Consider the following 20,146-nt stretch of genomic DNA (forward strand, 5'->3'; position numbering starts at 1 on the left):
TAGCGGTTGAGAAAATCAATCAATGCATAATTATTTTTATTTTCGTTGTTTTATTGCTGCGATTGCAAAATTAACTTGGCCAACTCCAAATCATCTGGATAAGTAATTTTAATATTATCAGAACGCCCCATGACCACTTTGACAGGTTCATTGATATATTCCAATGCACTCGCCTCGTCTGTAATGACAATATTATTCGCTAAAGCAGTTTCGATTGCTGTTTTAAGCTTTGAAAAGGTAGAAATTTGTGGTGTTTGTGCTTGCCACAATTGATCTCGACTGACTGTTTTATTGATATCTTGCTGATTTTCAACACACTTCAAAGTATCTCTTACAGGAATTGCAAGAATCGCACTGCTGTTCAGGTTTATTGCGGTATCGACTAAATTTTCAAGACATTGTTGTGTTACACAAGGACGAGCTGCATCATGTACAAAAACCAAATCATCGGCTTGCGCAAATTGTTCTAAATAACGCAACGCATTTAAAACCGAATCAACACGCTCTGCACCACCTAAACAAAAATGGCTCAAATGTTTATTTTTTAATGGCAATGTTTGCGCATAATGGTCTTGCTCACCAACAGCCAGTACATAACCCGCAAGCGGTAAATCGTTTAGACGCGCTATGGTATGCGCTAACACTGTTTGATTTTGGATGACTTGGTATTGTTTAAGTTCGGTTTTTGAAAAACGACGCCCTGAGCCAGCCGCAGGAACAATTGCCCAAATTTTACGGTTGTTCTGGTGCAGGTTCGTTGTCATCTTCATTGGTTCTTAAATCTACACTTGGATCGGTATAAATAGGTTTGTAATGGGTACTGATGGTACTCATCTGTACAAAAATTTCATGTGGCTTGACTAGACCGAGGTCTAAACGTGCATGTTCTTCTATGGCTTCAGCACCATTTTTTAAATCATACACTTCGGCAGCAAGAATTCGGTTGCGTTCTTTTAACTCAGCATTGACTTCAGCTTGCTGTTCAATTTGCTGTAGTAAAGCTTGATGAGGGAAATGACCACCCTCACCGAACCAAAAGCGATATTGTAATACCACAACGATTAAAATCGCGAGTACTGCAATCACTTTACTTGAAGTTGTTTTAAAGACTTCTAACATGGATTTGCGTCTTGAGTAACAGCATTAAATTAAGATGCTAATATACATCAAATATTTTGTATGAAGAACACTAAACTATGCGAAAACTGCAAAACTAGAACAAAATAACTTTTCTTTCTTTATAAAAAATAAGTGGGTGATCAACAATCTACTTTGTAAGTAAAACTCTAAAAATTATCTTTATGCTAAAAACTCACATATCGCGATATTATTTATTATAAATTTCCTTTTTCAATAAACTAAGTTAATTAAATTTTTACCTTAAATTTTATTATCAATCAATTACATGATATTAAATTTCTCTTAAAACAGACTATTCATGATTATTTTTAGCGTATAAAAAAGCCATTCCCTATATCAAATAAAAGAATGGCTTTTTTTTTAATTTAAATCAATAAAAGATATTAATTTAAACCTTTAAACTCAGCTTTACCGCGATAAGCAGCATGAGTCAATTCTTCAATACGAAGCAATTGGTTATATTTTGCAACACGGTCAGAACGGCAAAGTGAACCAGTCTTGATTTGACCCGCTGCTGTACCCACTGCAAGATCTGCAATTGTAGAATCTTCAGTTTCACCAGAACGGTGTGAAATCACAGTGCTATAACCATTGGCTTTAGCAAGATAGATTGCATCTAAAGTTTCAGACAAAGTACCGATTTGGTTGTATTTGATTAAGATAGAGTTACCTACTTTCTCATCAATACCACGTTGTAAAATCTTAGGGTTTGTAACGAACAAATCGTCACCGACCAATTGAATTTTATCACCAAGGATAGAAGTTAAATAGCTCCAACCTTCCCAGTCAGACTCATCTAAACCATCTTCAATTGAGATAATTGGATATTGTTTAACAAGCCCAGCAAGATAGTCAGCAAATTGGTTGCTTGTGAATGCTTTGTTTCCTTCACCCGCAAGAATATATTGACCATTTTTGTAGAATTCTGAAGATGCACAATCAAGCGCAAGCATAATATCAGAACCTGCTTTATAACCAGTTGTTTCAATTGCAGAAAGAATAACAGTAATTGCTTCTTCATTAGAACGTAAGTTAGGTGCAAAACCACCTTCATCACCAACTGCTGTATTTAAACCTTGCTTTTTCAATACAGATTTCAAAGCATGGAAAATTTCAGCACCAGCACGTAAAGATTCAGCAAAAGATGTGAAACCTACAGGCTCAATCATGAATTCTTGAATATCAACAGTGTTGTCCGCATGTGCGCCACCGTTCAAGATGTTCATCATTGGAACAGGCATAGACAAAGTTGTTTGACCACGAAGATCTGCAATGTATTGGAACAATTCAGTTTTCTTCTCAACAGCAGCCGCACGTGCAGCCGCCAAAGATACAGCCAATGTTGCGTTTGCACCTAATTTTTCTTTGTTTTCAGTGCCATCAAGCGCAATCATTTTGTCATCAAGCGCTTTTTGTTCAAATACGTTTTGACCTTTTAATAAGTCTTTGATTTGACCATTTACGTTTTGAACTGCAGTGCGAACACCTTTACCTAAGTAACGTGATTGATCACCGTCACGAAGTTCTAAAGCTTCACGAGAACCAGTTGAAGCACCAGATGGTGCACATGCACGGCCAACAACGCCAGAGTCTAGGATTACGTCTGCTTCGATGGTTGGGTTACCACGAGAGTCCAAAATTTCACGTGCACGAATGTCAACGATTTGGCTCATGAATAATTCCTCAGTTGATTAAAAATAAGATGCTTTCTAAGCGCATCAATGTGTATCTAACTTTTTGAAACCTTTAACTAAGGTATCCAATTCTTTTAACTGTGCTAAAAATGGCTCAAGCTGTGACATACGTAATGCACAAGGACCATCACATTTTGCATTTTCAGGGTCTGGATGACTTTCTAAAAATAAACCTGCAAGCCCTGTTGCCATACCCGCACGTGCTAAGGTCGTGATTTGCGCACGACGACCACCTGCTGAATCAGCACGACCGCCCGGTGTTTGCAATGCATGTGTGACATCAAAAAATACCGGCACATTCATTTCTTTCATAATGTCGAAACCCAGCATGTCAACAACTAAGTTGTTATAGCCAAATGACGTACCACGTTCACACAAAATGAGCTTGTTATTACCCGCTTCTAAACATTTGTTTAGAATATGGCTCATTTCACGAGGAGAAAGGAATTGTGCTTTTTTGATGTTGATAATGGCTTGAGTTTTCGCCATTGCTTCAACCAAATCAGTCTGACGACTGAGAAATGCAGGAAGCTGGATAATGTCAGCAACTTCAGCGACAGCTGCAGCTTGGTGAGGTTCATGAACATCGGTAATAATCGGAACATTAAAATGCTTTTTAATGTCGCCTAACCATTCGATGCCTTTTTCCAAACCGGGGCCACGGAACGAATGTAAACTTGAACGATTGGCTTTATCAAAACTGGCTTTAAATACATACGGTATCTCTAAACGAGTACAGATATCGACATACGTTTCTGCAATTTCAAAAGCCAAGTCTTTCGACTCAAGTACGTTCATGCCGCCGAATAATACAAATGGCAAGTGATTTGCCATTTGTATATCGCCTAAACGTACAATTTCTTGTGGTTTTAATTGTGACATTTAAACTTCCTAGTTTAAGTTCTTACATACTTACTTGCTGTTTTGGTGCTGCTTTTTAGCGGCATCGATAAAACTAGCAAATAATGGATGTCCATCACGTGGTGAACTTGTAAATTCCGGGTGGAATTGTACAGCAATAAACCAAGGATGTTCAGGAATTTCTACAGTTTCAACAAGATGCTGCGCTGTCGAATAACCTGAAATTTTCATACCTGCCTGTTCAATTGCAGGAATGAAACGATCATTCATTTCATAACGGTGACGATGACGTTCAGTAATTTCCGCTTTACCATAAACTTCACGTGTTTTAGTGCCTTCAACCAATTCTGATTTTTGTGCACCTAAACGCATTGTGCCACCAAGGTTTGACTCAGTACTACGATGCTGGATTTCACCACGTTCATCTAACCATTCAGTAATTAAACCAATCAATGGGAATTTTGTTGAACGATTAAACTCTGTAGAAGTTGCTTCTGGCATAGCAGCAACATGACGAGCAAATTCAATCACGGCCAATTGCATACCTAAACAAATACCCAAGAAAGGTACTTTGTTTTCACGGGCATATTGAATCGCCTGCATTTTGCCTTCAGTACCACGTTCACCAAAACCGCCAGGAACCAAGATTGCATCGATACCTTTTAATACTTCAGCTGGATTTTGGCTTTCAAGCTCTTCAGCATTGATATAGTCAATTTGAACTTTGACACGATTTTGAATACCCGCATGTAAAAGTGCTTCATTGACAGACTTATATGCATCTGGCAATTCAACATATTTACCCACCATCGCCACACGAACTGTGTACTCTGGATTCAATAATGCTTCAACCACATGATCCCAATCCGAAAGATCGGCTTCAGGCAAGCTGTCATAACCAAAACGTTCACAGATTAAATCATCAACGTTTTGTTCATAGAATGTACGTGGGATTTGATAAATTGAACGTGCATCTTTACACACCACAACAGCACGCGCTTCAACGTTTGTAAAGAGTGCAATTTTACGGGTGGTATCTGCGTCAACATCATGTTCAGTACGACAAATCAGAATGTCTGGTTGAATACCAATCGACAATAATTCTTTAACAGAATGTTGAGTTGGTTTGGTTTTAAGTTCAGCAGCAGACTTGATATAAGGTAATAAAGTCAAATGCATCAACATGGTACGTTTATGACCAAGCTCAACCATCAACTGACGTACAGATTCCATGAATGGGAGAGATTCAATGTCACCTACTGTGCCACCGATTTCCACAATGGCAACGTCATAACCTTCGCCTGCGCGAAGAACACGTTCTTTAATATTATCCGTAATATGTGGAATAACTTGTACTGTACCGCCGAGATAATCACCACGACGTTCTTTATTTAAAACGTCTTGATAAACACGACCTGAAGTAAAGTTATTTAATTTGGTCATTTTGGCACGACGTAAGAAACGCTCGTAATAACCCAAATCTAAGTCAGTTTCAGCACCATCTTCTGTGACAAATACTTCACCGTGCTGGAATGGGCTCATAGTCCCAGGATCGACATTAATGTATGGATCCATTTTGACCATGGTTACTTTTAAACCACGGGCTTCTAAAAGTGCAGCAACTGAAGCAGCTGAAATACCTTTACCTAGTGATGATACAACACCACCAGTTACGAATATAAAATGGGTCATTAAGTTTCTCGTACAATGGAGCCTAAATTGGCCTACAATGTTGTGCGATTTTACTTTACCTTGTACCAAGAAAGCAAAGTCAATTCACATCAATTCATAGAACAATAAACAATTGGCTATTCTATCAGCATTTCCAATAAAAAATTAGCACTTGATAAGGTGATTTTTAAATATCATTTTGCTGTTATACTAAGTAACATCTCTTTAATACGTTTTGTTTTGAGTCATTATGAATAAGAAATTTTTAATTTGTGGTGCAATTGCGACAGCGCTTTTGGTATCTGCTTGTGTAAAAAAAGAAGAGCCTAAAGAAGCTGAGCCAGAGAAAGTTGAAACTGCTCAACCTGCGACTTCTGAACCTACACAGTTTGAAAGCTTACCAAGCGTTGAACAGAATAATGCGCAACAAGTCGAAATTCCGACACATGTAGAAGTTGAACGCACAGAAACAGCAAATACAAGCACTGAAATTCGCCGTGAACCAACGCATGAAGCCCATGCAACTATGCCAAGTGCACAAGCGGAAAATAAACCTGCTGCGACTGAGGCGAAGCCTGCAAAAGCAGAGTCAGTAAAAACTGAAACTGCACAAACCAAAACACCAGCACCAAAAGCAAGCTCTGGTTCAGCACAATCTGAAGATGATGCTGTTGCCGCTGCCATCGCTGCTGCTACACCAGCTTTGAAAAACTAAGATTTTGCATCGCTAAAAAAAGGGAAATGATAATTTCCCTTTTTTTATAACTCTACATAAGTATTAAGTTGCATATGCCATATAAAACTTAATTTCTTATAATAAGTCATGAATGAGTTTAATTGTACCTGTAGCTTTTAAAAACTAAGCCGCATGTTGTTTTGGCTGAACCATATTATGAACAGCAAGTACATCTGCTAAAATTTCATCTGAAAGTAATCCCTCAGCTTTGATCAAAGCCAAGACACTCTGCCCAGATTCATTTGCCATCTTTGCAATTCGTGTAGTGGTTTCATAACCTAAATATGGGTTTAACACAGTAATGATACCAATTGAGTTATCCACTAAATGCTGACAATGCGCTGCATTGGCACGGATATTTTGGATGCATTTTTCATTCAGCATTTGCATCGCTTTGCCTAATAACTCAATAGATTCAAATAGTTTAAGTGCAATTAATGGTTCAAACGCATTTAATTGTAGTTGACCACCTTCTGCAGCCAAAGTAATTGCTAAATCATTTGCAATAATTTGATAGCACGCCAAATTCATCGCTTCAGGAATTACTGGATTTACTTTTCCTGGCATGATTGAACTACCGGGCTGGCGCGGTTCCAATTGTATCTCACCTATACCAGTACGCGGTCCACTCGATAACAAACGTAAATCATTAGAGATTTTAGACAACTTTGTTGCAGTACGTTTGAGTAAACTCGATAAAAGTACAAAGTCACCCATATCTGTAGTTGCTTCAATCAAATCAGGCGAGCTTGAAATGTTTTTACCCGTGATTTCTGATAAAGCTTGAATGGCATTTAAGCGATATTCAACCTCGGTATTAATTCCCGTACCGATTGCTGTTCCACCTAAATTAATCACACTGAGTGAATCGGGCATAATATGATTTAACTTTTGCAAATCATTTTGTAAGGTATGCGCAAAAGCACTAAATTCTTGCCCTAATGTCATCGGTACCGCATCTTGTAACTGAGTACGTCCCATTTTCAAGATATCAGAGAACTCTTCAGCTTTGCGACTGAGGCTTTCAATTAGTTTTTTAAACGGAACATTGAGATGATCCAATGCAAATAATAGACCTATTTTTATTGCACTTGGATATACATCATTGGTCGATTGAGACATATTTACATCGTTATTGGGATGTAGATATTGATATTCTCCTTTTGCATGACCAAGAAACTCTAATCCAATGTTTGCAATAACTTCATTTGCATTCATATTTGTAGAAGTTCCTGCCCCACCCTGAATCATATCAATAGGGAATTGATTATGGTATGAACCATTTATTAATTGCTGACATGAATGTTGAATCGCTTTATATTTATTTTCTTCAATTTTATTTAATTTAAAATTAGCCTCTACACAAGCAGACTTCACCATAGCAAGCGCTTGAATAAAAATAGGAAAATGACTTAATTTATGCGCACTTAGGTTAAAGTTCTCAACCGCTCTTAATGTTTGTACACCGTAATAGCAATGAAATTGGACTTCTTTCATTCCCAATAAATCTTTCTCAGTTCTCGTTTTAATTTCAATGTTCATTTGCAATGTAACTCTACGAAGATAATCAATTCATCTTAGGTGAAACAATCTAAACTTGACCAATGTAAAAAAATATATCTGTATGCATTTTTTGCATATCACTTGTTATACTTTGCTTGAGTTAAATATTTATTGGTGATTGAACATGACGCTTGAAATTCGGTGGATAGAGGATCTTCTTGCATTAGACCAAGAAAAATCCATTTCTAAAGCTGCAGCTATACGTCATGTCACTCAATCTGCTTTTACACGTAGAATACAAAATATTGAAGAGTCGTTAGGGTTTCAAATTTTAAAGCGTTATAGTAAAAACATTGATTTTACAGATGCTGGTCAAGTCTTGCTTTCTACAGCAAAAAATATTCAGAACCAAATGGATACAACAATAAAATATTTAGAAAAAAACATTAAAGATAATGAACTCTCAATTAAATTTGCAGTATCACACTCACTCATCACGCAGTTTTTTCCCAAATTTATTCAAAAACTATACTCAGACTATAATGATCTAAAGTTAGAAATTATTGCTGCAAATCTGCAACAAGGGATACATTTATTAAAAGAAGGTTCTTGTGATTTTCTCATTTGTTATTGTGATCAACTCACTTTACAACAATTGGATCTCACACTTTTTACCTATCATAAAATTGTAAATATGCAAATTGTACCTGTTACAGCCAGTAAAAATGGATTGCCTAATTACCAACTCAATCAAACATTCCCTCTTTTGGCCTATAGTAAACAAGCCTATCTGAGAAAATGCGTAGATAAAATTATAGAAAGTAAACTCAATTACCGAACGTTATATGAAACGGATAATGCCAGTGACTTAAAAGCCTTGGCTTTACAAGGCTTAGGTGTAGCTTGGCTACCTCGCTTACTGATTGAAGAAGAAATAAATGAAAATAAATTAAAAATACTTGATGGTTATAATTTCTTTCAAGATATTTATATCGTTCGTAGCAATATTATTTACTCGCAAAAGATAAATTTTGTTTGGAATTATTTAGCGCTTAAATAAGCCTTTATTTTAAATAAAGATCTTTCTTACTTCAATAAATGATCATGTAGAGTGAATCTATCGATATTGAAAGTGCCTTTTCCCACTGGGCAAAAGCTAGGATGAGGGGAATTTTTATGTTGATCTGTGTTTAAAATGGACTTATGAAAGAAGTCTAATATTTATCTTAACCTAGCAACTTAGGATCAATAAAACACCCAGTTGAGCAATTAAAACTGACAAATCAAATAATAATAGTTTGATCTGCCAATTTTTAACTTAAATAAATATTTATTGATACTGCGTATCATCATGAATACTGTCTTAAAAAATCAGCCATTAAACGTGAAGCCCAAGATTTGGTATTAAGACCTTCATAAAAACCACAATGACTGCCCTTTTTGGTTGTCACCACCACAACATTATCCATATTTTGAATGGTTTCTTTAAATGGCTCTAAATTCTTGATTGAACAAACAGGATCATCTTCTGAGTTTAGAATCATTAATGGAATTTTAACATTTTCAAATACATAAATTGGATTGGTGGCTTTTGAATAGCTTTCATAATCTGAAAAACCAGCCATTTCAAAATATTCAGTCTGAAACTCTTGTAGAGTTTTCGTTTGTAGAACATTTTGTACAGAATGTAATGGTGTCCAGGTTTGCTCATAAGGCTTAATAAATGCCTTAAACAATTTTTTGGTCATGACTTTGGTGTAGAAAGGATGGACATTTTGAAATCCAAGCTCAGTATCATAACCAGGGCACATGGCAAAAGCAGCTTTAAAAGGTGTATCTAGGCCTTGTTCACCAAGATAACGCACAAGTAGGCCTGTACCCGCGGAAGAACCTACTGCATAAAGATCAGATTGTGGGAATGTGTTTTGAATCGAAGCCAATTGCTCTTTTAAGTCAGAGGTTGAACCAAAAATCGACATTAGTGGAACAGGCATAGGTAAGCCCGCATGCCCACGGCGTAGACATAATGCAATACGCCATCCTGTATATTCATGGAGATCTTTGACCAATTCACGCATACTGTCAGGTGTACCTGTAATCGTATGCATAATAACAATGGTTGGGGTTTCTTGTGGTAAATCGTAGCCATACCAAGCAATTGCCGTGACCCCACCATCTTGCATGGTCAGCTGATCAATTCGATCATAATCAAGCTTAATGGATTTTTTCTTAATTAAATCAAAATATAACAGATGGGCATGGGTATTACTGAGCCATGGTGTAGGACGGTATTTATCCTGTAGTTGAGGCAGTTTCTTGATGATCTCAGACATTTTTCCTTGCTGATTAAAATACAGCTTTGGTAATTCAGCACCTGTCACTTGATCCAATAAATCTTGGCTAATCTCAGTAAACTTATGTAATACAGACATTTTCCACCTCAACTCTTTTATCACTCATCATCATTTTAAAAATTAAGAAATTTTTCACACTTAATTTTATTTATTGCAGTATATACACAATTAGGCCTTAGGTATAAAGCTGGCCATACGTTGCCCCATTTGAGCAGCCAATGCTTCTAAACCACTTTTTGGTCGAATCATCACTTCAAAATCAACAATTTGACCCTGTTCATTAAAACGAATCATATCAATACCTTTTAATTTTTTTTCACCCACATTGGCAGAAAATTCTAAAACAACACTTTGCTCATCCTCTGTAAAAAATTCTCGATGATATGTAAAGTTTTCAAAAATTTGAATCACATTGCTTAAAATGAAAAAGACCACTTGCTTACCTTCATAGGGGTTATAAGCCACAGGTGAACGAAAGACCACATCGTCTGCCAATAATTCATTTAAAAGACTCATGTCTCGACTTTCCAGCATGTTGTGCCATTTTTGAATTGCAGGCTTGGTATTTGTATAACTCATTTTTTATATCCCTTTGATTTGAAATACTTTGAATTTATGTCCATTATTTTTAAAGATCATTCATAAAATCCCTTCTCTCGCAGCATGCTTCACACTGCACATGGCTTAAAGAGAAGGAGTTCAAACAGCGTTGATCCTTTTAAATCACAGCTGCTAATTCAGCACCTTGGCGAATTGCACGCTTCGCATCTAACTCACCCGCTTCTTTCGCACCACCAATCAAATGTACAGATTTTCCATCAGCTTGGAGTTGATCAAACATTGCTGTATAGGGTTCTTGACCTGCACAAATCACCACATTGTCGACATCTAAAATCATGGTTTTGTCGCCAACCGTAATATGTAAGCCCTGATCATCAATCTTGTCGTAACTTGCGCCAGGAATCATATTGACATGACGATGTTTTAAACCTGTACGATGAATCCAACCTGTTGTTTTGCCTAAACCAGCACCAACAGATTTGGCTTTACGTTGCAGTAAGTAGATTTCACGAGGAGATTGTTCAATCTCAGGTTGTTTCAAGCCACCCACATGTTCATAGGATGTATCAATTCCCCATTCATCATAGAATTTTTGTGGATTTAAGCTGCCACTCTCTCCTTCATGGGAAAGATATTCAGCAGTATCAAAACCAATACCGCCTGCACCAATAATTGCTACTTTCTTACCGACAGGTTTACGCTCACGTAAAACCTCGATATATGACAAAACTTTTGGATGATCGATACCTTCAATATTTAAATGACGAGGCGTTACACCTGTAGCCACCACAACATCATCAAAGTCACCAGCCGCTAATTCTTCATAGCTTGCAGTGTGGTTAAGTACCAGTTTGATATTTGGTTGTAATTCAATTTTACGTTTAAAATAACGTAAAGTTTCATAGAACTCTTCTTTGCCAGGAATGGTTTTTGCAATATTAAACTGACCACCAATCTGATTAGATGCTTCAAAGATTGTAACTTTGTGTCCACGATCAGCTGCATATGTTGCAAAACTAAGTCCCGCTGGACCTGCCCCAATTACAGCAATATTTTTAGCAACTGGTGATTCTTTAAAAATAAGTTCAGTTTCATAACATGCACGAGGATTGACCAAACACGTTGCAATTTTCATTGAAAAAATATGATCTAAGCAAGCTTGGTTACAACCGATACAAGTATTGATTTCATCAGCACGGCCTTGTTCAGCTTTCAATACAAAGTGCGAATCAGCAAGCATTGGGCGCGCCATCGAAATAATATCGGCATCGCCTTGAGCCAAGACATGTTCAGCCATTTCAGGTGTATTGATACGGTTTGAGGTCACTAAAGGAACTTTGACCGAACCTTTTAATTTTTTGGTCACCCAAGTGAATGCGGCACGCGGTACTTTGGTGGCAATGGTTGGAATACGTGCTTCGTGCCAACCAATTCCTGTATTGATAATGGTTGCACCAGCTTTTTCAATTTCTTTCGCAAGTTGAATCACTTCTTCAAGTGTAGAACCACCCTCAACCAAATCCAGCATAGATAAACGATAGATAATGATGAAGTTTTCGCCCACTTCCTGACGTGTTCTTCTGACAATTTCAATCGGGAAACGGATACGGTTTTCATAGCTTCCGCCCCATTCATCATCGCGGTGATTGGTACGTGCAGCAATAAACTCATTGATCAGATAACCTTCTGATCCCATGATTTCCACACCATCATAACCTGCGATTTGTGACAATTTTGCACAATTGGCAAAGTCTGCAATGGTTTGATGAACTTCTGCTGAAGTTAAAGCATGCGGTTTAGTTGGATTGATTGGCGCTTGTATCGCAGATGGTGCAACATTTTCAGGCTGATACGAGTAACGACCTGTGTGTAAAATTTGCAATGCAATTTTACCGCCAGCATCATGCACAGCTTTGGTAATGACCTTATGTTTTTCTGCTTCTTCTAAATGATCCAGTTTTGAACCGCCAAAGAATGTTACCCCATGATCATTGGGTGAGATACCACCCGTCACAATTAAGCCAACGCCACCTGCTGCACGTTCTGCATAAAATGCAGCCATACGTTCATAGCCACCTTGAACTTCTTCTAGTCCAACATGCATTGAACCCATCAATACACGGTTTTTTAATGTGGTAAAGCCTAAATCTAAAGGCGCAAGTAAATGCGGATAATTAGACATGTGAACTCCCTTGGCGTGCTTTCGCTAGCTATCAATCTGTTAAATGACACTTCATATCTGTTTAATGCAACAAGTTGCATAGTGTGAGTATTTATAATCGAGATTTGATTTTTATGCAACATGTTGCATAATGACTTTATATTCATTTTGTTGATGTGATATTACACAATGTCATTAGCCCATGTTTTATTGACCAGTCTGATAGAGAAGCCAAGTACAGGTTTTGAATTGGCGCGACGCTTTGACCGATCTATGGGATTCTTCTGGAATGCAACGCATCAACAAATCTACCGTGAACTTAACGGCATGCAAAAGAAAGGCTGGATTTCCACGCTTGAAGATCAGTCTGATCATGGCCGTAAAAAAACCTATCAAGTTGAGCAACTTGGACGGGTCGAACTGGCTGACTGGATGGTCAAACAAGGCCAGCCTGCACAGCTTCGTGAAGAAATTATGGTTCGCTTACGGGCAGAAGCACAATTTGGTGGAAATACTGTTTTACCTGAACTTGAGCGTCATTTAGAATTACATCGTGAAAATTTAAAACTATACCGCCAGATTTTTTCCAAAGATTTTGAACAAATCGAGCAACTGGATCGAACTTTATATATTCACAAAATGATTTTACAATTGGGTATAGACTTAGAAATGGGCTGGATCAACTGGCTCGACCAAGTCATTCCACAGCTTAAAGCGTTTGAGAATAAAGAGAATTCATAGGAAACTGCATGCCACACTATACAATGCCAGATGGTGAAAAATTATTTGTCCGTGAAATTGGTCAGGGTGAACCTGTACTGGTCCTGTCTGGTTTAGGTATGCATAGTTGGCAATGGCTTCCCTTTTTACTGCCTAATATTAAACATTATAAATTTTATATCCCAGATTGGCGCGGATTTGGTGGCTCTAAAACCTGTAAGATCCCTCAAGAAATCGATGCGATTAGCAACCATTGGCGTGATCTTGAAAGCTTAATTGACCAGTTAAATTTAGATCATTTTATTCTTATGGGTTATTCCATGGGAGCAACCACTGCCATGCATGGGATGCAATATGGCAATTTGGCTGAAAAACTCAAAGCTTATCTACACATTGATCAAACCCCTAAAATCCCAACGGATGAAACATGGGAGTTTGGATTATTTGGGAAAAAGTATTTTAAAATTAAAAGATTGCTAAAAGACTTCTCTGATTTTTTACATCAATATTCAAATTATCGTTTTGTCGATGAATTACCGATTGAACCACGAACTGAACTGATTCAAATTTGGTTAAATTTTATTAAAATTCAGGGCAGTAATAAATTAAGCCCATTTATGTTTAATTTGGCGCTTAAACATCCTCAATTACAAAAACATTTATTACCTATCCGTCGAATGGATTATTTAACTTGGTATATCGATAATTATCTCAACCATGATGAAGATTATCGTCAGGCAATTTCACAATTGGAATGTCCAACTACATTCTTTATTGGGGAAAAGTCATCGCTCTATCCTGCTGAAGGTCAAATGCAAATTTCTGACAGTTTAGCCAATGCGAAAAATATTATTTTTAAACGTTCAGGGCATACCCCGCTTATTACTGAACCCGTGAAATTTAGCCAAGCAATCCGTTTATTTTTAAAAGAATCCGCTTAATTTAAACGAATAACAAACAATATAAAAACCTCGTTTAAATCAAATTAAAAGAGGTTTTTTATCAAATTACTCACGTTATCTTTAAAAAACGCTTTTAAAGTCGTTATTTAATACTAATCCATATATTGATCATCATATAAATTAAACAGCTTTATACATTATTGAACCATACATGGTCATTCTATCGTGAGGCGACATGGCTGTCGCCGTTGGGTGGGGGTACAGGACGTACCTCTCACCCAACAGAGGATTTTTGTCCCTTTTCATCCCTGAAAAGGGAGGCATCGCCTACGCAAATATATTTAAACTTTAAATGCAAGGTATGGCCGTACAAACTTTATCACCATATGAATTAACGTTTATAGAATGATATAAGTTTGATATTTTTTTAAAGACTTCACCTCATTTTAATATCCTCTAAAAGCCTACTTTCGTAAGAAGACTAATAGAAATATTTATCAAAAATTATAGATCGCAACCGCATTAAAACGATTGTCCTCACCTGTATCCTGTCCATTAGGTGCTGCAACAAAGGCTTTACGCTCACCATAAACATATTCCAGACCAAAACTTAACGGCTTTTTCGGGCTATAAAATACATTGGCCCAAGCTTGCCAAAGTGTTTTATTGGCTTTGGTCGGATCACTCAAATATCGAATATAATCCTGATTTTCATCCGCTTTCATATAGCCATATCCCAATGTTCCTCGCCATTGTGAGTTAAACTGTTGCGTCACCCCCACAGTGATTGAGTCAAATTGATTCAGCGCCATGATATTTTTATTGGCATCTATAGCAAAGCCTTGGTTCGTCCATGACACTAAACTGGAATCACCTTTAACATGATAATAATCTGCTTTAAGTGTGGTTTTTGCAGAAATATCGTATTTTGCTCCAAGTCCAACACCCCAAGCGAGTTCATTATCAGCAACTGTTCTCTTTTCACTAACCATGCCTCGCAAACTCAATGCACCCGCTCGATCAGCAAATGATTGATTTAATCGAGTTGATAAAACCGGGATCCGCATATTCGATAAGGCATCTTTGGAATCTTCCAAAGCCGTTACCAGCTGTGTTTCTGCATTAAATTTATGGGTATAACGAATTTGTGCATCACGTTTAACAGCGCCCCCTACATAACCTAAAGCATCAATTGTTTCTGGCATATAATCAGGCACTGCAAAGTTAGACCATGTTTGACCAATCAACCACTGACCATAATTAAAATAGGCATGGCGAATTCTAAGTCCATCATTCGCACCTAAGAAATCAACTTCTATTTTTCCAGAAATATCTTTGTCAGCAGTTTTAAAATCTAAACCTAAACGAGTCGCGGCAAGTGTCGATTTTAATTGATCACTACTTTCATTATGGCCTTTAAGCGGTACGCTATTGATCTGATTATACAGTCGATCGGCACTTCCACCTTCCGACTGATACAATAGATCCGCACGGATATTCCCATATAGTGTTACTTCTGCACCTGCTTTTGTTCGTGCAAAGCTTTGATCCTTTGCCTGCGATACAACCTGTGCCGCTTTAACATTATTTTCCAATGCCACAATTTGCTTATTTTGCACTTGTTGCTGTTGTTCAATCATTTCACGTAATTGTTTAACTTCATTACGTAACTGTTCAACTTCTGTCATCGAATCTGCATGTGCCATATTTAGGCTAAGTAATCCCATTGACACCAAAATAATGTTGTATTTAAAAATATGCATTGTAGAAATCATCCTATTCTCTACGGTTTAATTTTCGTATTTATTGAGCAGCCGTCATCTTCATGAATCGGGCTGAGATAGCAATTCAGTGAGTGAGTTTGGTTTACGAGCTTAGTTAATTGTATTTCCAACAATATTTTGTTGAGTTGTTGGTGCTTCGGCCGTTTGAGTTTTTTCCACTGAAGCATTTAAATTCACAAAGAATATCGCCAGTGCTGCAATAAATCCTGGAACAGCGATAACAAGAAAATTCATTTGGTGAGGTAACTCTAAGGTCAGCAATGCACCTGTTAAGACTGGCCCAACAATGGCACCAATTCGTCCAATGCCTGATGCCCAGCCCATACCTGTAGAACGTACTGTTGCTGGATAAAATTGTGCAACAAAGGTATAGAGTAAAATTTGTGAACCAATGGTTGCAGCACCAGCAATTGCAATCAAGGTATAGAGAATGAATTGTGGGCTTTTAAAACCAAGGAAAATGAGCGCAATCGCACCAACTGTAAACATGATAGTCAATACGGGTTTAATATGAAATTTATCCGCCAAAGCACCACCACCAATTGCACCAACCATGCCACCAATATTTAATGCAAATAAGAAGATCATACTTGCACCCAGTGAATAGCCTGCTTGGATCATTAATTTAGGCAACCAACTTCCGAGTGCATAAACCATCAATAAACACATAAAGAAAGCAATCCAGAACATTAATGTGCTTGATCGACGACCTTGCTGAAACAATGCACGTAACGGTGCTTCATCACCAGCAGTGACTTCATTTAATTCAAATTGAGTCGATGCATGAATCTGTTGCTGTGGTGCAATTTTCTGTACCACTTCTCGCACTTGATCGGTCTTGCCTTGGTGAGTTAGAAACATCAACGATTCAGGTAAAAACTTCCAAATAAGTGGTAAAGCCAAGAATGGGATAATGGCGATATAAAACATGATTTTCCAACCATAATCGACCACCAGCCAAGCACCCAGCAAGGCAGAGGTCATACCACCAATGGCATAGCCACTAAACATCACAGCGACCAGTGTGCTACGTATACGTTTAGGCGCATACTCAGTCATTAAAGCCACCACGTTCGGCATCACACCACCAATACCAAGTCCTGCTAAAAATCTGAGAATCCCAAATTCAACGGGGGTTGATGCAAATGCACCGAGAAAAGTAAATCCACTAAAAATAGCCACACAAATCATGATGGTTTTTTTACGGCCCAACTTATCAGACAGTGTTCCAAAACTCATTGCACCAAACATCATGCCAAAAAGTGCTGTACTGGCCAGCAAGCCTGCTTGTACAGCAGTTAATCCCCACTCTTGCATCAATAAAGGTAAAGCTACGCCATAAATAACCAGATCATAACCATCAAAAATAATAATTAATAAACACCACAATAGAACGCCCCAATGAAAAGGGGTGAATTTTGCTTCATCCACGATGCGATTAATATTTAGTTTACTCGTTTGCACTTTTGCCTCCTGCGGTGAAACGCTACGAAATTTTTTCAAACAATGAGGCAGCTGTTATTTTTTGTCCAAAACCGATTGCATATATATCCATACCTTAAAAGTCGGTTTAATATTTTTTAATGAATAAACAATAGGTTAAAAGAATTAATAAAGAAATCGGGCTTTATATTTTCAATGATTTATTTTTTATTTTAATGATTATCTCGATATTTTTAGAGTATTAGAACAAATCAATCGACTTGTTCTGATTTTTCAATATGTTACTTTTCACGCAAAATAACATCTATAAATTACTTTTCATTCAATGATTGAACTGAATAGGCTTCTATCTTAAGTCCTTTTTTAAATCATAAATCAACATAAAAGCACCCTCATCCTAGCCTTCTCCCAAAGGGAGAAGGAACTTTCAATGCTAATTTATTAACGACACATGATCATTTTTTTGATTGATGAAAGCGGTTTAATAAATGGTCGTAAAGCTCGCACGATCATATTGAAAGCCTTCTAAATCATAAACCTGATAAATACAATCAAATAAAGACCGAATATTTTCACTTTCATCCATACAACGTATTGCCATAAAAATTGGACTTTTTGCAGAGCTATCTAACAATGGGATATAGATTAAATTCGGCAATTGAATGGTTTTTGCACTCTCAGGCACAATACATACGCCTTCACCCGCAGCAACCAACCCCAAAGCCAGTTGAATTTCTCGGACTTCTTTTAGATTTTTAGGATCTAGACCATGCTCGGAAAACAGATGACGTACTTGAGTGGAAAAATTAGGCTTAGGATGACTTGGGTAAAGGAATAAGTTCTCATCTTCAATATCGGCAAAATAAGTACCCTTAGAATCTGTAGCGAGATGATGACTGATATGGACAGCCAACATTAACGGCTCCTCTCGCAACAAAACTCGCCTAATGGCAGGATCAGAAATTCTTAAACGTCCAAATCCAACATCAATACGTCCCTCTTTAAGCGCCTGAATTTGATCTTTGGTACTCATTTCAATCAGCTCAATTTTTAAATGTGGCTGCTGTTGGCGGAACATATAAACGATTTTGGGTAACAAACCATACAATAAAGAACCCACAAACCCCATGGTTACGGTTTTTTCGATCAAGCCAATTCGCTTGGTCATGGACTTTACTTCTTCGGCATTAGACAAAAGTTTAACAGCGTGTTGATAAAAAAATTGTCCTGCTTCTGTGGTTTTTAACGGACGGCTTCCACGTTCAAAAAGCGCGATACCCAATTCACCTTCAAGGTTTTGAATCTGTCTGCTCAGTGGAGGCTGAGCAATATAAAGCTTTTCTGCTGCTTTGGTAAAACTTTGTTCTTCTACAACAGCAACAAAATAGCGCAAATGCCTGAGTTCCATCTCAAACTCCATACCTTTAAGATATAAAAAAATGCAAATTTGATCTTAGACAGCGATCATCCATTCTTTTAAGGTATATCAAAAGCAAGATGTAAAGCAAGACTGTAAAACTTTTGATATTCACAGCCAGCCAAAGAATCTCATTCTGTTAGCCCAATGAATCACTTTTATCAGTTCAAGCTTTAAATCTCGCACATGAAGAACATGGAAAGTGGGCAGCAAAGTTTCAAACGATTTTTTTCGTATGCAATGCCAAACCACGCATACTGCAGGAGATCTAGTATGAACCGTCAAGAAATCGATACTTTGGTCAAACAAATGAATGTAGACACTGCAACAGGTGCAGTCGATACACGTGTACAACAAGTAGTGGTACGTTTATTAGCTGACTTGTTTCAAGCCATTGAAGATTTAGACATTTCACAAAGTGAATTATGGAAAGGCCTAGAATATTTTACCGATGCAGGTCAAGCCAATGAACTTGGTCTTTTAGCAGCGGGTTTAGGTTTGGAACATTATTTGGATTTACGTGCTGATGAAGCAGATGCAAAAGCTGGTATCACAGGCGGCACACCACGCACCATTGAAGGCCCATTATATGTCGCTGGAGCACCTGAGGCCGTCGGCTTTTCTCGTATGGACGATGGTTCAGAGAGTGATAAAATCGACACCCTATTTATTGAAGGTACAGTAACTGACACAGATGGCAATCTTATCCCAAATGCTAAAGTTGAAATTTGGCATGCCAACAGTTTAGGTAATTACTCTTTCTTCGATAAATCGCAGTCAGATTTTAATCTACGCCGTAGCATATTGACTGATAGCAATGGTCAGTATGTTGCACAAACCACTATGCCCGTTGGCTATGGCTGTCCACCACAAGGGACGACTCAGTTTGTACTGAACAAATTAGGCCGCCATGGTAACCGTCCATCTCATGTGCATTATTTCGTATCTGCACTCGGCTATCGCAAATTAACCACACAATTCAACATCGAAGGTGATCAATACCTTTGGGATGATTTTGCTTTTGCAACACGCGATGGTTTAGTGGCAACAGCTATTGATATCAGTGATGAAGTTGAAATTGCCCGTCATGGTCTCAACAAACCATTTAAACGTATTTCATTCAATGTAGCACTGGTAAAAGAACAACCTAAAGCACCATCTACAGAAGTAGATCGTCGTCGCGCAAGCGCTTAAACCCA

The 20,146-nt window shown here is 37.7% G+C and carries 17 protein-coding genes; 5 read left to right on the forward strand and 12 right to left on the reverse strand.

Going from position 1 to position 20,146, the window contains the following annotated elements:
• Positions 1 to 50: 50 nt before the first annotated feature.
• From ispD to MTO68_RS12605, 5 genes are all read right to left on the reverse strand, one after another.
• Positions 51 to 770: a 2-C-methyl-D-erythritol 4-phosphate cytidylyltransferase gene (gene ispD / locus MTO68_RS12585; RefSeq protein WP_004821849.1), complete on the reverse strand. Its 720-nt coding sequence runs from the start codon at positions 768 to 770 to the stop codon at positions 51 to 53.
• Complete coding sequence (gene ftsB, locus MTO68_RS12590; protein ID WP_244012721.1) at positions 733 to 1,119, reverse strand: cell division protein FtsB; 387 nt, start codon at positions 1,117 to 1,119, stop codon at positions 733 to 735. Before ftsB ends, ispD begins: the two co-directional genes overlap by 38 nt.
• Positions 1,120 to 1,523: 404 nt before the next feature.
• Positions 1,524 to 2,813 carry a phosphopyruvate hydratase gene (eno, locus tag MTO68_RS12595; RefSeq protein ID WP_004719930.1) on the reverse strand — a complete coding sequence of 430 codons (1,290 nt, stop codon included), beginning with the start codon at positions 2,811 to 2,813 and terminating at the stop codon, positions 1,524 to 1,526.
• 45 nt (positions 2,814 to 2,858) lie between these two features.
• Positions 2,859 to 3,716: a 3-deoxy-8-phosphooctulonate synthase gene (kdsA, locus tag MTO68_RS12600; protein WP_004719923.1), complete on the reverse strand. Its 858-nt coding sequence runs from the start codon at positions 3,714 to 3,716 to the stop codon at positions 2,859 to 2,861.
• 30 nt (positions 3,717 to 3,746) lie between these two features.
• Entirely contained in the window at positions 3,747 to 5,387 is a 1,641-nt protein-coding gene (locus tag MTO68_RS12605; RefSeq protein WP_004719920.1) for a CTP synthase, read from the reverse strand.
• Between the two features lie 229 nt (positions 5,388 to 5,616).
• Between MTO68_RS12605 and MTO68_RS12610 the strand changes: the two genes are divergently transcribed.
• Positions 5,617 to 6,081 (forward strand): internalin, encoded by a 465-nt coding sequence (locus tag MTO68_RS12610; RefSeq protein WP_244012723.1) that lies wholly within the window; start codon positions 5,617 to 5,619, stop codon positions 6,079 to 6,081.
• A gap of 144 nt (positions 6,082 to 6,225) precedes the next feature.
• On the opposite strand, the gene MTO68_RS12615 is transcribed toward MTO68_RS12610, so the two are convergent.
• The gene (locus MTO68_RS12615) at positions 6,226 to 7,644 is read right to left on the reverse strand and encodes an aspartate ammonia-lyase (protein ID WP_244012725.1); all 1,419 of its coding nucleotides are present in this window, start codon (positions 7,642 to 7,644) and stop codon (positions 6,226 to 6,228) included.
• A 145-nt stretch (positions 7,645 to 7,789) separates the two neighbouring features.
• Here MTO68_RS12615 and MTO68_RS12620 point away from each other — a divergent pair, with 145 nt between their 5' ends.
• Positions 7,790 to 8,665, forward strand: a complete 876-nt coding sequence (locus tag MTO68_RS12620; protein WP_244012726.1) for a LysR substrate-binding domain-containing protein — start codon at positions 7,790 to 7,792, stop codon at positions 8,663 to 8,665.
• A gap of 289 nt (positions 8,666 to 8,954) precedes the next feature.
• Here the strand turns inward: MTO68_RS12620 and MTO68_RS12625 are convergent, their stop codons facing one another.
• The 3 genes from MTO68_RS12625 to MTO68_RS12635 all read right to left on the reverse strand — a co-directional run bounded on the left by MTO68_RS12625 (position 8,955) and on the right by MTO68_RS12635 (position 12,702).
• Entirely contained in the window at positions 8,955 to 10,037 is a 1,083-nt protein-coding gene (locus MTO68_RS12625; RefSeq protein WP_244012728.1) for an alpha/beta fold hydrolase, read from the reverse strand.
• A gap of 90 nt (positions 10,038 to 10,127) precedes the next feature.
• Positions 10,128 to 10,538 (reverse strand): nuclear transport factor 2 family protein, encoded by a 411-nt coding sequence (locus MTO68_RS12630; RefSeq protein ID WP_004821860.1) that lies wholly within the window; start codon positions 10,536 to 10,538, stop codon positions 10,128 to 10,130.
• Between the two features lie 139 nt (positions 10,539 to 10,677).
• Entirely contained in the window at positions 10,678 to 12,702 is a 2,025-nt protein-coding gene (locus tag MTO68_RS12635) for an NADPH-dependent 2,4-dienoyl-CoA reductase (protein WP_244012730.1), read from the reverse strand.
• Between the two features lie 168 nt (positions 12,703 to 12,870).
• Here MTO68_RS12635 and MTO68_RS12640 point away from each other — a divergent pair, with 168 nt between their 5' ends.
• Together MTO68_RS12640 and MTO68_RS12645 are read left to right on the forward strand one after the other, a co-directional pair.
• Complete coding sequence (locus MTO68_RS12640) at positions 12,871 to 13,422, forward strand: PadR family transcriptional regulator (RefSeq protein WP_004719902.1); 552 nt, start codon at positions 12,871 to 12,873, stop codon at positions 13,420 to 13,422.
• A gap of 8 nt (positions 13,423 to 13,430) precedes the next feature.
• On the forward strand, positions 13,431 to 14,342 hold the full coding sequence (locus MTO68_RS12645; RefSeq protein ID WP_244012731.1) for an alpha/beta hydrolase: 912 nt from the start codon (positions 13,431 to 13,433) through the stop codon (positions 14,340 to 14,342).
• A 458-nt stretch (positions 14,343 to 14,800) separates the two neighbouring features.
• On the opposite strand, the gene MTO68_RS12650 is transcribed toward MTO68_RS12645, so the two are convergent.
• The 3 genes from MTO68_RS12650 to MTO68_RS12660 form a co-directional block, all read right to left on the reverse strand.
• Positions 14,801 to 16,066, reverse strand: coding sequence for a DcaP family trimeric outer membrane transporter (locus tag MTO68_RS12650; RefSeq protein ID WP_244012732.1), 1,266 nt, complete (start codon positions 16,064 to 16,066; stop codon positions 14,801 to 14,803).
• 111 nt (positions 16,067 to 16,177) lie between these two features.
• Complete coding sequence (locus tag MTO68_RS12655) at positions 16,178 to 17,551, reverse strand: MFS transporter (RefSeq protein WP_244012734.1); 1,374 nt, start codon at positions 17,549 to 17,551, stop codon at positions 16,178 to 16,180.
• Positions 17,552 to 18,011: 460 nt separating this feature from the next.
• The gene (locus MTO68_RS12660; protein WP_004821871.1) at positions 18,012 to 18,938 is read right to left on the reverse strand and encodes a LysR family transcriptional regulator; all 927 of its coding nucleotides are present in this window, start codon (positions 18,936 to 18,938) and stop codon (positions 18,012 to 18,014) included.
• Between the two features lie 282 nt (positions 18,939 to 19,220).
• Between MTO68_RS12660 and catA the strand changes: the two genes are divergently transcribed.
• Positions 19,221 to 20,141, forward strand: a complete 921-nt coding sequence (gene catA / locus MTO68_RS12665) for a catechol 1,2-dioxygenase (protein ID WP_244012736.1) — start codon at positions 19,221 to 19,223, stop codon at positions 20,139 to 20,141.
• The last annotated feature ends 5 nt before the right edge of the window (positions 20,142 to 20,146 follow it).

This window comes from Acinetobacter sp. NyZ410 (assembly GCF_022828975.1).
GTDB lineage: Bacteria > Pseudomonadota > Gammaproteobacteria > Pseudomonadales > Moraxellaceae > Acinetobacter > Acinetobacter guillouiae.

Excerpts from the sequence above, each read along its gene's own strand:
- MTO68_RS12640 (WP_004719902.1), top strand. The coding sequence starts at position 12,871 with ATGTCATTAGCCCATGTTTTATTGACCAGTCTGATAGAGAAGCCAAGT.
- eno (WP_004719930.1), bottom strand. The coding sequence starts at position 2,813 with ATGAGCCAAATCGTTGACATTCGTGCACGTGAAATTTTGGACTCTCGT.
- MTO68_RS12625 (WP_244012728.1), bottom strand. The coding sequence starts at position 10,037 with ATGTCTGTATTACATAAGTTTACTGAGATTAGCCAAGATTTATTGGAT.
- MTO68_RS12635 (WP_244012730.1), bottom strand. The coding sequence starts at position 12,702 with ATGTCTAATTATCCGCATTTACTTGCGCCTTTAGATTTAGGCTTTACC.
- MTO68_RS12615 (WP_244012725.1), bottom strand. The coding sequence starts at position 7,644 with ATGAACATTGAAATTAAAACGAGAACTGAGAAAGATTTATTGGGAATG.
- MTO68_RS12645 (WP_244012731.1), top strand. The coding sequence starts at position 13,431 with ATGCCACACTATACAATGCCAGATGGTGAAAAATTATTTGTCCGTGAA.
- MTO68_RS12620 (WP_244012726.1), top strand. The coding sequence starts at position 7,790 with ATGACGCTTGAAATTCGGTGGATAGAGGATCTTCTTGCATTAGACCAA.
- ftsB (WP_244012721.1), bottom strand. The coding sequence starts at position 1,119 with ATGTTAGAAGTCTTTAAAACAACTTCAAGTAAAGTGATTGCAGTACTC.
- MTO68_RS12605 (WP_004719920.1), bottom strand. The coding sequence starts at position 5,387 with ATGACCCATTTTATATTCGTAACTGGTGGTGTTGTATCATCACTAGGT.
- ispD (WP_004821849.1), bottom strand. The coding sequence starts at position 770 with ATGAAGATGACAACGAACCTGCACCAGAACAACCGTAAAATTTGGGCA.
- MTO68_RS12610 (WP_244012723.1), top strand. The coding sequence starts at position 5,617 with ATGAATAAGAAATTTTTAATTTGTGGTGCAATTGCGACAGCGCTTTTG.
- kdsA (WP_004719923.1), bottom strand. The coding sequence starts at position 3,716 with ATGTCACAATTAAAACCACAAGAAATTGTACGTTTAGGCGATATACAA.
- MTO68_RS12660 (WP_004821871.1), bottom strand. The coding sequence starts at position 18,938 with ATGGAACTCAGGCATTTGCGCTATTTTGTTGCTGTTGTAGAAGAACAA.
- MTO68_RS12650 (WP_244012732.1), bottom strand. The coding sequence starts at position 16,066 with ATGCATATTTTTAAATACAACATTATTTTGGTGTCAATGGGATTACTT.
- MTO68_RS12630 (WP_004821860.1), bottom strand. The coding sequence starts at position 10,538 with ATGAGTTATACAAATACCAAGCCTGCAATTCAAAAATGGCACAACATG.
- catA (WP_244012736.1), top strand. The coding sequence starts at position 19,221 with ATGAACCGTCAAGAAATCGATACTTTGGTCAAACAAATGAATGTAGAC.